Below are 17,727 nucleotides of genomic sequence, written 5' to 3' on the forward strand. Positions count from 1 at the left end.
CTTAACGCTCTAATCTCAACTGCTGCAAATTCCCGTCCAGCTGTAAATCCGTCTGTAACGTCGCCACATCCCGGCAGATAAAGGCCATTTCTTTATGGGCCTCCAGCTTCTTACGCCATTTTTCCGGAACTTCATCGAGCCGGGCGTAGATCCCTTCCAGGTTCTGAAAATCCGTCAGCAACTGTGCGGCGCTTTTTGGCCCAATACCGGCAACGCCCGGCACTTTAGAGCTGCTGATCCCCGCCAGCCCCCAGTAGTCAGGAAGTTGCTCAGGCGAGACGCCAAATTCACTGGCAATAAACGGGGCGTCGAGCCAGCGTTTCTGGAAGTAATCACGAATGCGGATAGTGGGTGAGAGCAGCTGGCAGTAGCCTTTATCCGTCGACACAATGGTTGCCTGATGCCCGGCGCTGGCCACTTTGACCGCAAGCGTCGCCGCGAGATCGTCCGCTTCATTGCCCTGGGCGCCCCAGCAGGGCACGCCGCGCTTTTCGAATGCCGAGCGAATCATCGGCATTTCTGAATGCAAATCGTCCGGCATGGGGGCCCGTCCGGCTTTATAGTCTGGCAAACGCTGATGTCGCCAGCCGGAATTACGCGCCTCGTCATCAAATACGGCCACGACATGCGTCGGTTCGCTGTGGCGAATAAGTTGCTCCAGCGCGTGCAAACAGGTGTCCTTACAGGGCGTGCCTTGCACTGCATGGATCCGGCGAATCAGGTTGAGCGCGTCGACGATAAGCAAATGAACAGCCACAGATAATCTCCCTTCTATCTCATGAAGGAAGGGTAACACTGTCAGCGGTATGAAACTATGTGCGGCGGGGAAAACAGGAAGAAGCCTCGCAAAACGAGGCTTCCTGAGAGGCTTAATCGCAGGTCACGATCTTCATTGCCAGACCACCGCGAGAGGTTTCACGGTATTTGGCGTTCATATCTTTACCGGTTTCGTACATGGTTTCGATAACCTTATCGAGGCAGACGCGTGGCTCGCTGGTGCGGCGCAGCGCCATACGTGCGGCGTTCACTGCCTTCACGGAGGCGATCGCGTTACGTTCGATACACGGCACCTGAACCTGTCCGGCAACCGGGTCACAGGTCAGCCCCAGGTTATGCTCCATGCCGATTTCGGCGGCGATGCAGACCTGCGCCGGGCTTGCGCCTAACAGCTCTGCCAGACCCGCAGCGGCCATGGAACAGGCCACGCCCACTTCACCCTGACAGCCCACTTCCGCGCCGGAAATGGAGGCGTTCATCTTATACAGAGAACCAATCGCACTGGCGACCAGCAGGTAGCGCGCCAGCGAGTTGGCGTTCACTTCACGGATAAACTTGTCGTAGTACGCCAGTACGGCCGGAACGATACCGCAGGCGCCGTTGGTTGGCGCCGTGACCACGCGGCCCCCTGCGGCGTTCTCTTCGTTCACCGCCAGGGCGAACATGTTGATCCAGTCTACGACGGCCATTGGGTCGGTGGTCGTTTTATCGGTGCTCACCAGCATACGGCGCAGCGCGGCCGCACGACGCGGTACGCGAAGCTTACCGGGCAGAACGCCTTCGGTGGTGATCCCGCGTTCAATCCCGCCGCGCATCACCTCCCAGACGTTAGCAAAGTGCTGTTCCAGCTCCGCTTTGCTGTGCAGGGCCAGCTCGTTTTTCATCATCAGACCGGAGAGGGAAAGCCCCGTCTCCTGACAGTGACGCTGGAGATCGGCCGCAGTTTTGTACGGATACGGCACGTCGACAGAAGAGGTGCTGGTTTGACCAAAGTGGTCTTCGTCGACGATAAACCCGCCGCCGATAGAGTAATAGGTCTGGCTGTAAACCGCGGTGTCGCCGGCCAGCGCGGTAATGCGCATGCCGTTTTCGTGCAGCGACAGGTTGTCCGCATGGAAATTCATGCAATGGTCAACCGGGAATTCCACTTCGTGTTCGCCGTTTGCCAGCAGCAGGCGACCGTGGGTGTTTACGTCCTGGATGAAGCCAGGGATCGCATCAATATCAACGGTATCCGGCAGGTTTCCCGCCAGGCCCATGATAATGGCGATATCGGTATGGTGGCCTTTTCCGGTCAGGGAAAGCGAGCCGTACACATCGACAACCACGCGGGTGATGTCGTGCAAGATGCCGCGTGCAATCAAGTCATCCGTGAACTGCTTACCGGCTTTCATTGGTCCGACAGTGTGAGAGCTGGAAGGACCAATACCGATTTTGAAGATATCGAATACGCTAATCATGATGCATCCATTGCTTTCAGTCAGAGAGGAAGGAGTGCGCCGTCCGGGGACGGCGCGGGTGATAATCAGAACATGGTGTACAGGGAGTAGAAGATCGCAGAGATAGCGATAAGCCCCATGATAACCACAAAGACGTTGCTCACATGACCGCTGTACTTACGCATAGCAGGGACTTTCTGAATCGCGTACATCGGCATCAGGAACAGAATCATCGCGATAACCGGACCGCCCAGGGTTTCAATCATGCCCAGGATGCTTGGGTTCAGCGTAGCAACGGCCCAGGTGGTAAGCAGCATGAACAGTGCAGTGATTTTGTTCAGCTTGCTGATTTCAATGCTCTTGCCTTTACCGCGCAGAGATTTGATCACCATACCGTTAAAACCTTCACGTGCGCCCAGGTAGTGGCCGAGGAAGGATTTGGTGATGGCGATAATGGCGATGATCGGTGCCATCCACGCAATAATCGGTGCGTTAAAGTGGTTCGCCAGGTAAGACAGAATGGAGATGTTCTGCTCTTTCGCTGCTGCCAGGTCCGCCGGGGAGAGGCTCAGTACGCAGCTGAAGACGAAGAACATTACGGTCAGCACCATCATGATGTGTGCACGTGCCAGGATGCTGGAGCACTTCTTCTCTGCGCCTGCGCCGTACTCTTCACGCTTCGCCACGGCGAAGGAAGAGATGATCGGGGAGTGGTTAAAGGAGAAGACCATTACCGGAATCGCCAGCCACAGGGTCATCATCAGGCCGTTACCGGTTGCAGATGCGCTGCTCAGGGAGAGGGTTTCCAGCGCGGCACCGTTCCACTGTGGGATCAGGTAGCAGGCCAGCACCATCAGTGCGGCAACAAACGGGAACACCAGGACGCTCATCGCTTTAACGATCATCTGCTCGCCGAAGCGCACGATGGTCATCATACCGACGATCAGGATCAGGGACAGAATGGCACGCGGTGGCGGCGTCATCTGCAGCTGGTGCGTCATGAAGCTTTCAACGGTGTTGGTGATCGCCACGCTGTAAACCAGCAGAATCGGGTAAATGGCGAAGAAGTAGAGCAGGGTAATCAGTTTCCCTGCACCAACGCCGAAATGCTCTTCAACCACTTCAGTGATGTCTTCGCCCGGGTTTTTACCGGACAGCACGAAGCGGGTCAGACCGCGGTGTGCGAAGAAGGTCATCGGGAACGCGATGATGGCCATAATGATCAGCGGGATCAGACCGCCGACGCCTGCGTTGATAGGAAGGAACAGTACACCAGCGCCGATTGCTGTGCCGTAAAGGCCAAGCATCCACATGGTATCCGTTTTGCGCCAACCACTTCGGGATTCAATCGAAGCAACGGTGCTGGTTTGAGTGGTTTCCATCTGTATCTCCTGGAGGAAGCAAATTGTCAGGTTTGTAGTCAAATCCGATGAAAAAATGCCTGACGGTAATATGAAATTCGTTCAGTGACGGTTTTTTAATAATTTTCACCCGTAACTATTGGCGGGCGGAAAGATACATTCTACTTATGAATGTATCAGTGATCGCGATCCCAAATGCAATAATCCACTCATGACGTGGGTATATTTAGACCATTTCTCTGTTAAAAAAACATTAAAGAGAATTTACGGGCGCGAAGGCTACCATTAACAACATATGTCCGGAAAGAGCGGCCCCGAAGATAGGTGTCTTGCGCTGTAAAGATGGTGGGTTTTAGGATTTTCTGATGAGTAATTTGCTTTAAAGCTGATAATTTATGGTTTTAAAATCCAGGTAATCGTTTGCGTTGGCGTGCAGTTTATAAATTTTATAAGCGATAACTATGAATTGATGCGAAAAAAAGGCCGGGTAACGACAGAACGCGCCCCGGCCCTCAGAAGAACGATTAACGCCTTATGTGCAGATTTCGTAGCAAGGAATATACGCCGAGCCCGGCAGCTTCATACGGTGTTGGGCGACAAAGCCCTGCAGCATGTCGTCCATGCGGCGCATCATCTCCGGGTCACCGTGGATCTTATACGGGCCAAACTGCTCAATGGCGCGGATCCCCACCTCTTTCACGTTACCCGCCACAATACCCGAGAAGGCGCGTCGCAGGTCGGCGGCCAGCACTTCTACCGGCTGGTCAGGATAGAGTTTCAGGTTCGCCATATTCTCATGCGAAGGCTCGAACGGGATCTGCAGATCCGGCGCAATACGGATTGACCAGTTAAAGCTGTAGGCATCACCGGTATCACGACGGTTCTCTTTCACCAGCGGCATCGCTTTTTTCATCTGACGCGCCACTTCTGCCGCATCGTCAATGATAATGCGATAGTGACGACGCGCGGCTTCACCCAGCGTATGCACGATAAACTCGTCCAGCACGCGGAAGTAGTCGGCACTCTCTTTCGGCCCGGTCAGGATCAGCGGCAGAACCTGATCTTTGTTGGCCGGGTTCATCAGGATCCCCAGCAGATAGAGCAGCTCCTCTGCCGTACCCACGCCGCCCGGGAAGATGATGATGCCGTGAGCGATACGGACAAACGCTTCCAGGCGCTTTTCGATATCCGGCATGATAATCAGCTCGTTGACCAGCGGGTTAGGTGGCTCAGCGGCGATGATCGACGGCTCGGTCATGCCGATAAAGCGCCCCTCTTTATAACGCTGCTGGGCATGACCCACGGCGGCACCTTTCATTGGCGCTTCCATCGCGCCTGGGCCACAGCCGGTGCAGATATTCAGCTCACGCAGACCGAGCTGGGTACCCACCCGACGGGCGTACAGGTATTCGGTTTCGTTAATGGAGTGACCGCCCCAGCAGACGACCATATTCGGTGCTTCGCCAACATGCAGGGCACGGGCGTTACGCAGAATAGAAAACACCAGGTTGGTGATATGAACCGAGCTTTCCAGGTCAAGATGCTGGAAGCGGCCCGCGTTGTGGATCTGCCCGTTAACAAACAGGATGTCACGCAGCACGGCAAACAGGTTGGCCTGCAGGGAACGAATAATCCGCCCGTCGACGAAGGCCTCTTCCGGCGGGTTGATCACTTCAAGTTTCACGCCGCGCTCGCGGCGCAGCACGTTGATATCAAAGCTTTCGAAGCGGGATAACAGTTCTTTACTGTTGTCTGTCAGGCTTCCGGAGTTCAGTACGGCAAGTGAACAGTTACGAAACAGTTGATAAAGATCGCTGCTGGCCGTGCGTTTAAGCATGTCCACTTCCAGCTGCGACAACATATCCATTGAGCCAAGCGGGCTAATATGTGTAATCAAGTGAGCTCCTTATGGGACGATTATCGTCATTCCCTGCTGATTACAATAGCCCTGCCGCGTGACGTTTCACAACCTAAAGCGCTGCATTACCCGCGCATATTGTGAAAATATTTATATTACTGACGCACCAGTCGGCCCGTTGCAGGCACAAAATCGGTATTGGTGCGCCACGGGTTAATGTCCAGCCCGCCACGACGGGTGTAGCGCGCGTACACGCTCAGCGTTTCTGGCTGGCAGAAGCGCTGAATATCGCTGAAGATGCGCTCCACGCACTGCTCGTGGAATTCGTTGTGATGGCGGAACGACACCAGATAGCGCAGCAGCTTTTCCCGGTCAATTTTGGGGCCGCGATACTGGATTTGCACAGAACCCCAGTCCGGCTGGTGGGTGATCAGGCAGTTGGACTTCAGCAGATGGCTGACCAGCGTCTCTTCCACGATCTTCCCGCTTGCCGCATTTTCCAGGTACCCGGCGCTGAACTCGTAGTTATCCACCTCGATATCCTGATCGTCAATGCAGGTGCCGTTAAAATGGGCGACAGGTTGCCCTTCCAGTTCATTCAGGCGATACAGCGCAACGGTCACGTTGCCCTGGGCACAGGCGCGTAAATCACGCTCCAGCGTGTGCTGAACCTCTTCCAGGCTGGTGAATTTGGTCTGATTAAAACTGTTGAGATACAGCTTGAAGCTTTTGGATTCCACCAGGTTAAGGCTGGCATGATCCAGCTCAACCTGGCCTACCGCCACCTGCGGCAGACCGCGAGCATTCAGCCAGGAGAGCTCATACAGCGTCCAGATATCACCGCCGACAAACGGCAGCGCGTCTGCACGCAGCCCTAAAGGATCGCGGTTAAGGCTGCGCGGAACGCCCTGCAGCAGGCTGGCATCGTAGGTGTCGCGGTAATCGGTCGATTTACCCAGCGTTAAGCCACTTAACGCCTGATGATTTTCGTAAGACATGTTTCATAGTCACTTTACAGGTACACTTAGGGCTGAGTTTATCCTGTCTTACCAGAAGAGAGAAATCGGTGGATATCGAAACTGCAAATGCCCTTAAGACCTTCACGACCCGTTACTGCGACGCATGGCATGACATCCGGGGCACCTGGCCGCAAAGTGCTGATCTCTATGGTGTGCCTTCGCCCTGCATTATCTCTTCGGTGGACGACTACGTTATCTGGCAGCCGCAGCCCTGGTCTGTCGAGGAGAATGTAAATGCGGTTGAACGGGCAATGGACATTGTGGTAAAACCAGCGGTTCACGCGTTCTACACCACGCAGTTTGCAGGGGATATGCCTGCCCGCTTTGGTGAGGTAACGCTGACGCTGTTGCAGACCTGGAGCGAAGACGATCTGCAGCGTGTTCAGGAAAACCTGATTGGTCATCTGGTCACGCAAAAACGCCTTAAGCTTTCTCCGACACTCTTTATTGCCACGCTGGACAGTGAACTGGATGTTATTTCCGTCTGCAACCTGTCTGGTGAAGTGATCAAAGAGACAATCGGCACCCGCAATCGCGAGACCCTCGCCTCCTCACTTGCGGATTTCCTTACCCGACTTGAGCCGCTTCTGTAATCCATCATGCTACAGCGCGTGTGAGAGATCTCTTACACGGTTTGTGAGAGATCGCCGCAACGATCAGTATTACCTTACGTAATTAAGAAAAATATTATGATAATTATCAAAGGATTAATAAAATTCTGATGCAGCAAACCCGCTTTTCGGAGGCTGACAACGCTTACAGGGTGGGTTGTAAGACGAAGCGGAATAGCGGATTCTATCTCTGTCGACAGGACGCCGACACGAGAAACGAACATCAGGATGATGGCGCTTCTCACACAGGACACGTCAGGATGGCGCTGCAGGAAGGCTTCAGGATGAAGCAAAGGATAACGCAGGACGCGTAAGGGACACCTCCAGGAAGGAGAACGAGAGCCGCTCAGGATGGTCGGTGGGTCAGGATGGCCAGGACGTTTCAGGATGAAACAGACACATCAGGACGATGTGTGCAGGATGCAAACAGTTTACGGATGAACAGGCCTTCGGGCTTCAGGAAAAGTTGTCACGGAAGAGCAGGGAGCATAAATTGTAGCTGGAATGCTGCGAAACGAACCGGGAGCACTGTTTTTACAGTGCTCCCTTTTTTTATTTCTGCTGCCTGCAATGCTATGCTGCGCGCCGTTCATTTTTTCAGTTGAGGTTACTATGACGCAACACGATAGCGTTCGTGCCCGGTTGCACGCCATCGAAGCTCTTTTGCGCCAACATCAGCTGTGGCAGGAGACCGCGCCGCAGCCAGAGGCGTTCGCAAGCACCCAGCCGTTCTGCCTGGATACGCTGGCACCGTTTGAGTGGCTCCAGTGGGTGTTAATTCCCCGTATGCATGCGCTGCTGGAGGGTGGTCATCCGCTGCCGCAGGCGTTTGCGGTCTCGCCTTACTATGAAATGGCGCTGGAGGCCACCCACCCGGCGCGTGCTGTCATGCTGGCTGAGCTGGAAAAGCTGGATGCGCTGTTTGCTGGTGATGACGCATGACGCTTGAGATCCTCTATCAGGATGAGTGGCTGGTGGCAGTGAACAAACCGTCGGGATGGCTGGTGCACCGCAGCTGGCTGGATCGTGACGAGAAGGTGGTTGTGATGCAGACCGTGCGCGACCAGATTGGTCAGCATGTGTTTACCGCCCATCGCCTGGACAGACCCACCTCCGGTGTATTGCTAATGGGACTGTCCAGCGAAGCGGGTCGTCTGCTGGCGCAGCAGTTTGAACAGCATCAGATCCAGAAACGCTACCACGCGATCGTGCGTGGCTGGCTGACAGAAGCCGCGACGCTTGACTATCCTCTGGTGGAAGAGCTGGACAAAATCGCCGATAAATTTGCCCGTGATGACAAAGGTCCGCAACCTGCGGTAACCAAGTATCGCGGTATGGCGACGACTGAAATGCCGGTGGCAACCAGCAAATTTCCCACCACTCGCTACAGCCTGGTTGAGCTTTTGCCCAAAACCGGGCGTAAACACCAGCTCCGCCGACACCTGAAGCATTTGCGACATCCGATTATCGGTGACAGCAAGCATGGCGATCTGCGCCAGAACCGCAGTGCGGCTGAACATTTTGGTTGCGATCGTCTGATGCTGCATGCAAGCGAACTGAGCCTGACGCATCCGTTTACCGGCAAACCTCTGACGATCCATGCGGGTCTGGATGATGTCTGGATGCAGGCGCTGTCACAGTTTGGCTGGCTGGGGCAACTCCCCAAAAATGAAAGGGTTGAGTTTGTACCGGGCAACGTTCAGGATGAACGGCAAGCGCAATAATTTAGGGAACATATCATGGCTGAAGTAGGCATTTTTGTCGGTACAATGTACGGCAACTCGCTGCTGGTTGCGGAAGAGGCGGAAGCGATACTCACAAGCCAGGGTCATAAAGCCACGGTTTATGAAGACCCGGAACTGGCAGACTGGGAAAAGTATAAAGATAAATACATTCTGGTGGTCACCTCCACCACCGGGCAGGGCGATCTGCCGGACAGCATCGTGCCGCTTTTCCAGGGCATTAAAGATATTGGCTACCAGCCGGACGTTCACTACGGCATCATCGCCCTGGGCGACAGCTCTTACGCCAATTTCTGCGGCGGCGGCAAGCAGTTCGACGCACTCCTGCAGGAACAGAGCGCCCAGCGCGTGGGCGACATGCTGCTGATTGACGCCGGTGAACACCCGGAACCCGAAAGCGAATCAAACCCGTGGGTTGAGAACTGGGCCACACTGCTTAAATAACATCCTGCCCGGCGGCGCTTCGCTTGCGCGGGCCTGCGGGTTATTCAGGCCGGGTCAGGCGTTGCCGCCACCCGGCGATAACTTCCGCACCAAACGCCAATTCCGTGAACCATCTTCCATTCTTTTAGGCTTTTGCCACAAACAACCTTTCTCATGCCCCTTAATGTTGTGTTTTTGCACGGTGAGAGAACGTGTCACTCCTTCATATACTTTCCCGGTCACAATAAAACGGCTTCAGGCCGTACCAAAACGACAAACACAAATCTCATTCTGATTACCCTACCGGTGCTGTACAGAGTGAACCAGGCGAAAGCTATGTTTCAGGAGTGCAACAATGAGTACATTAAGCCACGCGGCGAGCAGTGCGGAGAAGCGCACTAACGCTCGCTACTGGATAGTGGTGATGCTGTTTATCGTCACGTCCTTTAACTATGGTGACCGCGCCACGCTGTCGATTGCCGGCTCTGAAATGGCAAAAGACATTGGGCTTGATCCGGTTGGCATGGGGTATGTTTTCTCCGCATTTTCATGGGCCTATGTTATTGGTCAGATCCCGGGTGGCTGGCTGCTCGATCGTTTTGGATCCAAGCGAGTCTACTTCTGGTCCATCTTTATCTGGTCGATGTTTACCCTGTTGCAGGGCTTCGTCGATATCTTCAGCGGCTTCGGTATTATCGTCGCGCTCTTTACTCTCCGCTTCCTGGTGGGGTTAGCAGAAGCGCCATCCTTCCCGGGGAATAGCCGCATCGTGGCCGCCTGGTTCCCGGCGCAGGAGAGGGGAACGGCGGTGGCGATTTTTAACTCTGCCCAGTATTTCGCGACGGTGATCTTTGCGCCAATCATGGGCTGGCTGACGCATGAAGTGGGCTGGTCACACGTCTTCTTCTTCATGGGCGGATTGGGGATCGTCATCAGTTTTATCTGGCTGAAAGTGATCCACGAGCCGAACCAACATCCGGGCGTGAACAAGAAAGAGCTGGAGTACATTGCGGAAGGCGGGGCGCTGATCAACATGGATCAGAAAAGCCAAAAAGCAAAAGTCCCGTTGAGCCAGAAATGGGCGCAGATCAAGCAGCTTGTCGGTTCGCGCATGATGATTGGCATCTACCTGGGGCAGTATTGCATTAACGCCTTAACCTACTTCTTTATCACCTGGTTCCCGGTCTATCTGGTGCAGGCACGCGGTATGTCGATTCTGAAAGCAGGCTTTGTCGCCTCCGTACCGGCTATCTGCGGCTTTGTGGGGGGCGTACTGGGTGGGGTGATTTCCGACTGGCTGATGCGTCGTACCGGTTCGCTGAACATCGCCCGTAAAACGCCAATTGTGCTCGGCATGTTGCTTTCAATGACCATGGTGTTCTGTAACTACGTCAGCGCGGAGTGGATGATCATCGGCTTTATGGCGATGGCTTTCTTCGGGAAAGGGATTGGTGCGCTGGGCTGGGCAGTGATGGCGGATACCGCGCCAAAAGAGATCAGCGGCCTGAGCGGCGGTCTGTTTAACATGTTCGGCAACATCTCCGGGATTGTCACCCCGATTGCCATTGGCTACATCGTCGGGACCACGGGCTCATTCAACGGTGCGCTGATTTATGTGGGTGTGCACGCCCTGGTGGCGGTCCTGAGCTATCTGGTGCTGGTGGGTGATATCAAACGCATTGAACTCAAACCTGTAGCGGAGCGTGGCTGATGACAACACAATCGAGCCCGGTTATTACCGACATGAAGGTCATCCCGGTGGCCGGCCAGGACAGCATGCTGCTTAATATTGGCGGCGCGCATAACGCCTGGTTTACCCGCAATATCGTGGTGCTGACCGACAGCGCAGGGAACACCGGCGTTGGGGAAGCGCCGGGCGGTGAGGTAATTTTCCAGACGCTGTCAGACGCCATTCCGCAGGTGGTCGGCCAGGAGGTCGCCCGTCTGAATAAAGTGGTCCAGCGTGTTCACAAAGGCAACCAGTCGGCGGACTTTGACACCTTCGGCAAAGGCGCCTGGACGTTTGAGCTGCGCGTCAATGCTGTCGCCGCGCTGGAGGCCGCCCTGCTCGATTTGCTCGGTAAGGCGCTGAACGTTCCGGTCTGTGAACTGCTGGGGCCGGGCAAACAGCGTGACGCGGTGACGGTACTCGGCTATCTGTTTTATGTTGGCGATCGGCAAAAAACCGATCTGCCTTATCTGGCGCACTCGCCGGGCCACCATGAGTGGTATCACCTGCGTCACCAGGAGGCGCTCTCCAGTGACGCGGTGGTTCGGCTGGCCGAGGCGGCACAGGACCGCTACGGTTTTAAAGACTTCAAACTCAAAGGCGGGGTATTACCCGGCGAGCAGGAGATTGAAACCGCGCGTGCGCTCAAGAAACGTTTTCCGGATGCCCGCATTACCGTTGACCCTAACGGAGCCTGGCTGCTGGATGAGGCTATCGCCCTGTGCAAAGGGCTGGGGGATGTCCTGACCTACGCGGAAGATCCGGTTGGAGCTGAACAAGGCTTCTCGGGTCGCGAGGTGATGGCGGAATTCCGACGTGCCACCGGGCTACCGGTCGCTACGAACATGATCGCCACCAACTGGCGTGAAATGGGCCATGCGGTCATGCTGAATGCGGTCGATATTCCGCTGGCGGACCCGCACTTCTGGACGCTTTCAGGCGCCGTGCGTGTGGCGCAGTTGTGTGATGACTGGGGGCTCACCTGGGGTTGTCACTCCAATAACCATTTCGATATTTCGCTGGCGATGTTTACCCACGTTGGCGCGGCGGCACCGGGTCACCCAACCGCTATCGACACACACTGGATTTGGCAGGAGGGTGAGGCCCGCCTGACGAAAAATCCGCTGGAAATTAAAAACGGCACCATCGCGGTACCGGATGCGCCGGGATTGGGCGTGGAGCTTGACTGGGATCAGGTCCACAAGGCGCATGAAGCGTATAAAAAACTGCCGGGCGGCGCGCGTAATGACGCCGGGCCGATGCAGTACCTGATCCCTGGCTGGACATTTGACCGTAAGCGCCCTGTTTTTGGACGTCACTGATAAAAGGATTGCACCATGAGCACTTTTACCACCCCTGTTGTTACTTCCATGCAGATCATTCCGGTTGCCGGCCATGACAGCATGCTGATGAACCTGAGCGGCGCACATGCGCCGTTTTTCACCCGCAATATTGTCATTATTAAAGATAACGCCGGGCATACCGGCGTGGGGGAAATCCCGGGCGGTGAGAAGATCCGCAAAACGCTTGAAGACGCCATCCCGCTGGTGGTGGGAAAAACGCTGGGCGAATATAAAAACGTCTTAAATACCGTGCGGAATACCTTTGCCGATCGCGATGCGGGTGGCCGTGGGCTGCAAACGTTTGATCTGCGCACCACCATCCACGTGGTGACCGGCATCGAAGCCGCCATGCTGGATCTGTTAGGTCAACACCTGGGGGTTAACGTTGCTTCCCTGCTGGGTGAGGGGCAGCAACGCAGCGAAGTGGAGATGCTGGGCTATCTGTTCTTTGTTGGCGACCGCAACCTGACGCCGTTGCCATACCAGAGCCAGCCGGACGAGCAATGTGACTGGTACCGACTCCGCCACGATGAAGCGATGACGCCGGATGCGGTGGTGCGCCTGGCGGAGGCCGCGTACGAAAAATATGGTTTTAATGATTTCAAACTGAAGGGCGGCGTGCTGGCCGGAGAAGAAGAGGCCGAAGCTATCTCAGCCCTGGCTAAACGATTCCCGCAGGCGCGCGTCACGCTGGATCCGAACGGGGCCTGGTCGCTTGATGAGGCGATCGCCATCGGCAAGCAGTTGAAAGGCGTGCTGGCCTACGCGGAGGATCCGTGCGGGGCAGAACAAGGTTTCTCTGGCCGTGAAGTGATGGCGGAGTTCCGCCGCGCCACCGGTTTACCTACCGCGACCAACATGATCGCTACCGACTGGCGTCAGATGGGGCACACTTTGTCCCTGCAGTCTGTCGATATTCCGCTGGCGGACCCGCATTTCTGGACGATGCAGGGCTCGGTACGCGTGGCGCAGATGTGCCATGAGTTCGGTCTGACCTGGGGCTCGCACTCCAATAACCACTTTGATATCTCGCTGGCGATGTTCACCCACGTGGCCGCTGCCGCGCCGGGCACGATCACCGCGATCGACACCCACTGGATCTGGCAGGAAGGCAATCAGCGCCTGACGAAAGCGCCGTTTGAAATCAAAGGGGGGATGGTGCAGGTCCCGTCCACACCGGGTCTGGGCGTGGAGCTGGATATGGATCAAGTGATGAAAGCCCACGAGCTGTACCAGAAACATGGGCTGGGTGCGCGCGATGACGCGATGGCGATGCAGTATCTGATCCCAGAGTGGACATTCGACAATAAACGTCCGTGCATGGTACGATAAACGCATTGGGACCGCTCCCATGAGCGGTTCTTTACGTGGTGTATGCTTAACGTAACGACTATGCGTAAGGATGGCTTATGAAAATTGTTATCGCACCGGACTCGTATAAGGAAAGTTTGAGTGCGCTTGAGGTTGCGACAGCGATAGAGCAGGGTTTTCGCGAGATCTTTCCTGAGGCGGTTTACGTCAAACTGCCGGTCGCGGACGGCGGTGAAGGCACCGTCGAAGCGATGATCGCGGCAACGCAGGGACGCATTGTGCATGTTCCGGTGACCGGCCCTCTGGGCCATCGCGTGGAAGGGTTTTACGGGATATCCGGCGACGAGAAGAGCGCCTTTATCGAAATGGCGGCGGCCAGTGGTCTTGAGCTGGTTGCACCTTCGCAGCGCGATCCTCTGAAAACGACCTCCTGGGGCACGGGTGAACTTATCCGTCACGCGCTGGATGCGGGCGTTAAGCATATCATCATCGGCATCGGGGGCAGCGCCACCAATGATGGCGGTGCAGGAATGGTGCAGGCTCTGGGGGCCAGGCTGCTGGACGACCGTGAACAGCCGCTGGGGCAGGGCGGAGGCGAGCTGGGCAAACTTGCCCGTATCGATCTGAGCGGGCTGGACAAACGTCTGGCCGAGTGCCGCATAGAAGTGGCCTGCGATGTGACGAATCCGCTTACCGGTAAGCTGGGCGCATCAGCGGTTTTTGGCCCGCAAAAGGGGGCCACACCCGAGATGATCATCACTCTGGACAATGCGCTTGCGCACTATGCGCGGATCATTGCCCGGGATCTTGATATGGATGTGCTCAACCTGGCGGGCGGCGGTGCGGCAGGTGGAATGGGGGCAGCGCTGTACGCCTTCTGCGGTGCGCAGCTGCGCCAGGGCATTGAGATCGTCACCGATGCGCTACATCTGGCTGACCAGATTGCCGATGCGGATTTGGTGATAACGGGTGAAGGTCGCATCGACAGCCAGACGATCCACGGCAAAGTGCCGGTTGGGGTGGCGAAGGTAGCTAAACGCTTCAACAAGCCGGTTATCGGGATTGCAGGCAGTCTGACGGCGGACGTTGGCGTCGTGCACGATCACGGCATCGATGCGGTGTTTAGCGTGATTTACACCATCTGCTCGCTGGAAGATGCGCTGGAAAATGCCAGCGAAAACGTCAGGATGGCCGCAAGAAATATCGCGGCGGTACTGAAACTCGGGCAGGGGATGTAGTTCTCCCTTACCCAGTGGGAGAGGGGTGAGGGTGTAGGCCCGGTAAGCGTCGCGCCACCGGGCATTTACCTCAGTTTCCTAACACCTTCATCGCTTCCCGCGTCACGTTATCCATCTCATCCAGCAGCTCAAGGAACTCCGGTTCCAGTTCAGATTCTGGTGTCCCTGCGCGTAGCTGCTGCTCCAGCAGCTGGCAGAGGTTTTTCAGGCGGGGCACGCCGCTGTAACCACAGCTACCGTGCAGCTTGTGGATAGCCTGCAGCAGCTCCTCCGGGTTTTCGCCCACCAGCTGTTCTTCTACCTTATTGCGAATTTCCGGCAGAAACGCGACCAGCATCTGTAGCATCTCGCGGGCTAAATCGGGTTTCCCCGCCGCCTGGCGTAACGCAAGCTGCCAGTCAAAGGTGGCGTTCTGATTCACGCTAATCTCAACTGGTTCTGCTGATAAGGTATACGTACCGCCGATATGCCCCGGCTTATAGCGCAGCAGCAGGTTATGCAGTTTCTCTTCGTCGATAGGCTTCGCCAGATAATCGTTCATTCCGGCGCCGAGCAGCTTCTCTTTCTGTCCGGCCATTGCATGCGCGGTCACGGCAATGACCGGCGTTTGCTGCTGATGAGGTAGCTGGCGAATAAGCTCGCAGGCGCGAATGCCATCCATACCCGGCATTTGAATATCCATCAGAATCAAATCGAACTGCATCTGTTTGGCCAGTTCAACCGCCTCAGCACCGCTGGTGCAGAGCTCGACATGCTGAACCTGATCCTCAAGCAGCACGCCAATCAGCTTCAGGTTTGCCGGGTTATCATCCACCGCCATCACGCTCATCGGCAGCCTCTGCTCGTCATTAACCAGTGCCACGGCATGCTCATTCAGGCGGCAGTAGGCCGTCAGAGCAGGCAACAAGCGTGTGGCGGTGAGCGGTTTAAGCAGACAGGCGGCCGCCCCGTCGTTTTTCAACTCTTCGGCATTGATTTGCGCATGGCACGGCAGCGCCAGCAGCAGGTAGTCGGTCATCGACGCGGCTTTCGCCAGCCGTTCCTGCTGCATGGTGAGCTCCCCGGTGAAGGTGACCGGGATCCCCATCAGCAGGATATCGTAATGCTCAACGGTAAGCGCAGAGAAGGTCGGGCTGTAGACCACCTCCAGCGGCGTGGTGCTTAAGATATCCAGCGTGCACTGGGCAGCGGCGGCGTTCGGCTCCACGTAAGCGAGGCGCTTGCCTTTCAGGCAATCCGTCACCGGGCCGTCCGTCAGCACGTTCGGGTTGAGATCCAGGTTGATATGGAACCAGAACGTCGACCCCCGGTTTGGCTGGCTGTGGAAAGAGATATCACCGCCCATCTCTTTAACCAGTTTTTGCGTGATAACCAGCCCCAGGCCCGTACCACCGTGACGCCGTGAAATACTCGCATCCGCCTGACGAAACGCCTGGAACAGACGGGATTGATCCCGTTCGGGAATGCCAATGCCGGTATCGCGGATCTGAACTTCAATCTGTACTTTGTTATTACTGATGGCACGTTTTTCCACCAGAATGTCGATGTTGCCGCTTTCGGTAAATTTGATGGCATTACCGACAAGATTGGTAATGACCTGCTGCAGGCGCAGCGGATCGCCGATGACGTTATCCGGCACGTCGTTTTTAATGTTCAGCGTCAGCTCAAGCCCTTTGTCGTGCGACGAATGCGCCAGCAGCGTAACCACCTCATCAAGCGTACTGCGCAGCGGGAACGGAATGCTCTCCAGAATCAGCTTGCCCGCTTCCAGCTTGGAGAAGTCCAGCACGTCATTGATGATCGCCAGCAGATTGTTAGCCGAACGTTCAATGGTGTGCAGGTGATCGCGCTGGGTGGGGTTAAGCTCGCTCTTCAGGGTCAGGCGGGTAAAGCCAATCACGCCATTGAGCGGCGTACGCAGCTCGTGTGACATATTGGCAAGGAACTCCGATTTAATTCGGGCTGCCTCCTGGGCACGCTTTTTCGCCAGATCCAGCTCGACGTTCTGAATCTCCATCTGCTCCAGCGTTTCGCGCAGATCCGAAGTGGCCTGATCCACGTTATGCTGCATCTCTTCGTGATACGCCGCCAGCGACATCGCCATCGAGTTGATGCCGTTTTTCAGCATGTCCAGTTCGCCCAGCATAAACCCTTCCACGCGGCTATCGAGCTGGCCACGGCGAATGCGGTCAACGGTGTTGACCATATTGCGGATGGGCCCGGTCACATCGCGCATCAGTCGCCAGCCGAAGATAAGCGCAATACCGATACAGAACAGCATCATCACGCCGGAGATAAAAATCTCTTTGTACTGCTGCAGTCGCACCGACTTGAGGTCCAGCTCCAGCGCCACATATCCGAGCATATTGCTGCTGGACTTGGCGTCGGATTGCGCGGACTCATCCGGCGAATAACTTTCCGAAATTATCGGCGTGCGCAGGATCATAATATCGCCCCGTCGCATCACCGTGAGATGGCGCGGGAAGGGCGAACCGTCAGGAATTTTTAACGCTGCCGGATCAAGATGAAAATTAGAGGTGACGAACAGCCGGTTATGCTCGTCATAGACGGAGATCGCACGCACAATATCCGAGTGGCGACGATGCAACACACTGATTAACTGACCAATCGATTCGCGGTTTTGCAGGTTCATCCCGTATTCGCTGGACACGGCCAGCGGTTCGATGATGCTGGCTCCGGCATCTTCCAGCTGTCGCTGCAGGTCGTTATAGCGGTGCACAACGAAGAAGATGCTCAGCAGCAAACCGATGAGAACGGTGGGGGCGAGGATCAAAATCATCATGCGCGCGCGCAGGCTGTAGTTGGTCATGGCGTTCCGTTATGGGACAATTAAGATAATTATGTATATTTGAGAA

At 55.9% G+C, this 17,727-nt stretch carries 14 protein-coding genes; 8 read left to right on the plus strand and 6 right to left on the minus strand.

Annotation, left to right across the window (positions count from 1 at the left end):
- Position 1: 1 nt before the first annotated feature.
- The 5 genes from xni to queF all read right to left on the minus strand — a co-directional run bounded on the left by xni (position 2) and on the right by queF (position 6,433).
- Complete coding sequence (gene xni, locus EQV24_RS14395; RefSeq protein WP_044157526.1) at positions 2 to 757, minus strand: flap endonuclease Xni; 756 nt, start codon at positions 755 to 757, stop codon at positions 2 to 4.
- Positions 758 to 869: 112 nt separating this feature from the next.
- Positions 870 to 2,237 carry an L-serine ammonia-lyase gene (locus tag EQV24_RS14400; RefSeq protein WP_020689323.1) on the minus strand — a complete coding sequence of 456 codons (1,368 nt, stop codon included), beginning with the start codon at positions 2,235 to 2,237 and terminating at the stop codon, positions 870 to 872.
- Between the two features lie 65 nt (positions 2,238 to 2,302).
- Positions 2,303 to 3,598: an HAAAP family serine/threonine permease gene (locus EQV24_RS14405; protein WP_038420509.1), complete on the minus strand. Its 1,296-nt coding sequence runs from the start codon at positions 3,596 to 3,598 to the stop codon at positions 2,303 to 2,305.
- Between the two features lie 511 nt (positions 3,599 to 4,109).
- Positions 4,110 to 5,474, minus strand: coding sequence for a nucleotide 5'-monophosphate nucleosidase PpnN (ppnN, locus tag EQV24_RS14410; protein WP_013098530.1), 1,365 nt, complete (start codon positions 5,472 to 5,474; stop codon positions 4,110 to 4,112).
- Positions 5,475 to 5,590: 116 nt separating this feature from the next.
- Complete coding sequence (gene queF, locus EQV24_RS14415) at positions 5,591 to 6,433, minus strand: NADPH-dependent 7-cyano-7-deazaguanine reductase QueF (protein ID WP_013098529.1); 843 nt, start codon at positions 6,431 to 6,433, stop codon at positions 5,591 to 5,593.
- Between the two features lie 68 nt (positions 6,434 to 6,501).
- Between queF and syd the strand changes: the two genes are divergently transcribed.
- From syd to EQV24_RS14460, 8 genes are all read left to right on the plus strand, one after another.
- A complete protein-coding gene (syd, locus tag EQV24_RS14420; RefSeq protein ID WP_130626715.1) occupies positions 6,502 to 7,047 on the plus strand; it encodes a SecY-interacting protein in 546 nt (181 codons plus the stop codon).
- A gap of 630 nt (positions 7,048 to 7,677) precedes the next feature.
- On the plus strand, positions 7,678 to 8,007 hold the full coding sequence (locus tag EQV24_RS14425; RefSeq protein WP_013098527.1) for a YqcC family protein: 330 nt from the start codon (positions 7,678 to 7,680) through the stop codon (positions 8,005 to 8,007).
- Positions 8,004 to 8,789 carry a tRNA pseudouridine(65) synthase TruC gene (truC, locus tag EQV24_RS14430; RefSeq protein ID WP_130626716.1) on the plus strand — a complete coding sequence of 262 codons (786 nt, stop codon included), beginning with the start codon at positions 8,004 to 8,006 and terminating at the stop codon, positions 8,787 to 8,789. Before EQV24_RS14425 ends, truC begins: the two co-directional genes overlap by 4 nt.
- A 15-nt stretch (positions 8,790 to 8,804) precedes the next feature.
- Positions 8,805 to 9,251, plus strand: a complete 447-nt coding sequence (locus tag EQV24_RS14435; RefSeq protein WP_013098525.1) for a flavodoxin — start codon at positions 8,805 to 8,807, stop codon at positions 9,249 to 9,251.
- Between the two features lie 334 nt (positions 9,252 to 9,585).
- Positions 9,586 to 10,941 carry a galactarate/glucarate/glycerate transporter GudP gene (gene gudP, locus EQV24_RS14445; RefSeq protein ID WP_013098524.1) on the plus strand — a complete coding sequence of 452 codons (1,356 nt, stop codon included), beginning with the start codon at positions 9,586 to 9,588 and terminating at the stop codon, positions 10,939 to 10,941.
- On the plus strand, positions 10,941 to 12,281 hold the full coding sequence (locus EQV24_RS14450) for an enolase C-terminal domain-like protein (protein WP_020689314.1): 1,341 nt from the start codon (positions 10,941 to 10,943) through the stop codon (positions 12,279 to 12,281). The genes gudP and EQV24_RS14450 overlap by 1 nt, the downstream gene beginning before the upstream one ends.
- A gap of 15 nt (positions 12,282 to 12,296) precedes the next feature.
- Positions 12,297 to 13,634: a glucarate dehydratase gene (gene gudD / locus EQV24_RS14455; protein WP_029882847.1), complete on the plus strand. Its 1,338-nt coding sequence runs from the start codon at positions 12,297 to 12,299 to the stop codon at positions 13,632 to 13,634.
- Between the two features lie 77 nt (positions 13,635 to 13,711).
- Positions 13,712 to 14,851 (plus strand): glycerate kinase, encoded by a 1,140-nt coding sequence (locus tag EQV24_RS14460; RefSeq protein WP_040021628.1) that lies wholly within the window; start codon positions 13,712 to 13,714, stop codon positions 14,849 to 14,851.
- 70 nt (positions 14,852 to 14,921) lie between these two features.
- Here the strand turns inward: EQV24_RS14460 and barA are convergent, their stop codons facing one another.
- Positions 14,922 to 17,681, minus strand: coding sequence for a two-component sensor histidine kinase BarA (barA, locus tag EQV24_RS14465; protein ID WP_023620554.1), 2,760 nt, complete (start codon positions 17,679 to 17,681; stop codon positions 14,922 to 14,924).
- Positions 17,682 to 17,727: the final 46 nt, after the last annotated feature.

The sequence above is a fragment of the Enterobacter sp. A8 genome (genome assembly GCF_004296595.1).
Lineage (GTDB): Bacteria > Pseudomonadota > Gammaproteobacteria > Enterobacterales > Enterobacteriaceae > Enterobacter > Enterobacter cloacae.

Coding starts and splice junctions, on each gene's coding strand:
- barA (WP_023620554.1), bottom strand. CDS start 17,681: ATGACCAACTACAGCCTGCGCGCGCGCATGATGATTTTGATCCTCGCC.
- EQV24_RS14405 (WP_038420509.1), bottom strand. CDS start 3,598: ATGGAAACCACTCAAACCAGCACCGTTGCTTCGATTGAATCCCGAAGT.
- queF (WP_013098529.1), bottom strand. CDS start 6,433: ATGTCTTACGAAAATCATCAGGCGTTAAGTGGCTTAACGCTGGGTAAA.
- gudP (WP_013098524.1), top strand. CDS start 9,586: ATGAGTACATTAAGCCACGCGGCGAGCAGTGCGGAGAAGCGCACTAAC.
- gudD (WP_029882847.1), top strand. CDS start 12,297: ATGAGCACTTTTACCACCCCTGTTGTTACTTCCATGCAGATCATTCCG.
- EQV24_RS14450 (WP_020689314.1), top strand. CDS start 10,941: ATGACAACACAATCGAGCCCGGTTATTACCGACATGAAGGTCATCCCG.
- EQV24_RS14460 (WP_040021628.1), top strand. CDS start 13,712: ATGAAAATTGTTATCGCACCGGACTCGTATAAGGAAAGTTTGAGTGCG.
- EQV24_RS14400 (WP_020689323.1), bottom strand. CDS start 2,237: ATGATTAGCGTATTCGATATCTTCAAAATCGGTATTGGTCCTTCCAGC.
- truC (WP_130626716.1), top strand. CDS start 8,004: ATGACGCTTGAGATCCTCTATCAGGATGAGTGGCTGGTGGCAGTGAAC.
- EQV24_RS14425 (WP_013098527.1), top strand. CDS start 7,678: ATGACGCAACACGATAGCGTTCGTGCCCGGTTGCACGCCATCGAAGCT.
- EQV24_RS14435 (WP_013098525.1), top strand. CDS start 8,805: ATGGCTGAAGTAGGCATTTTTGTCGGTACAATGTACGGCAACTCGCTG.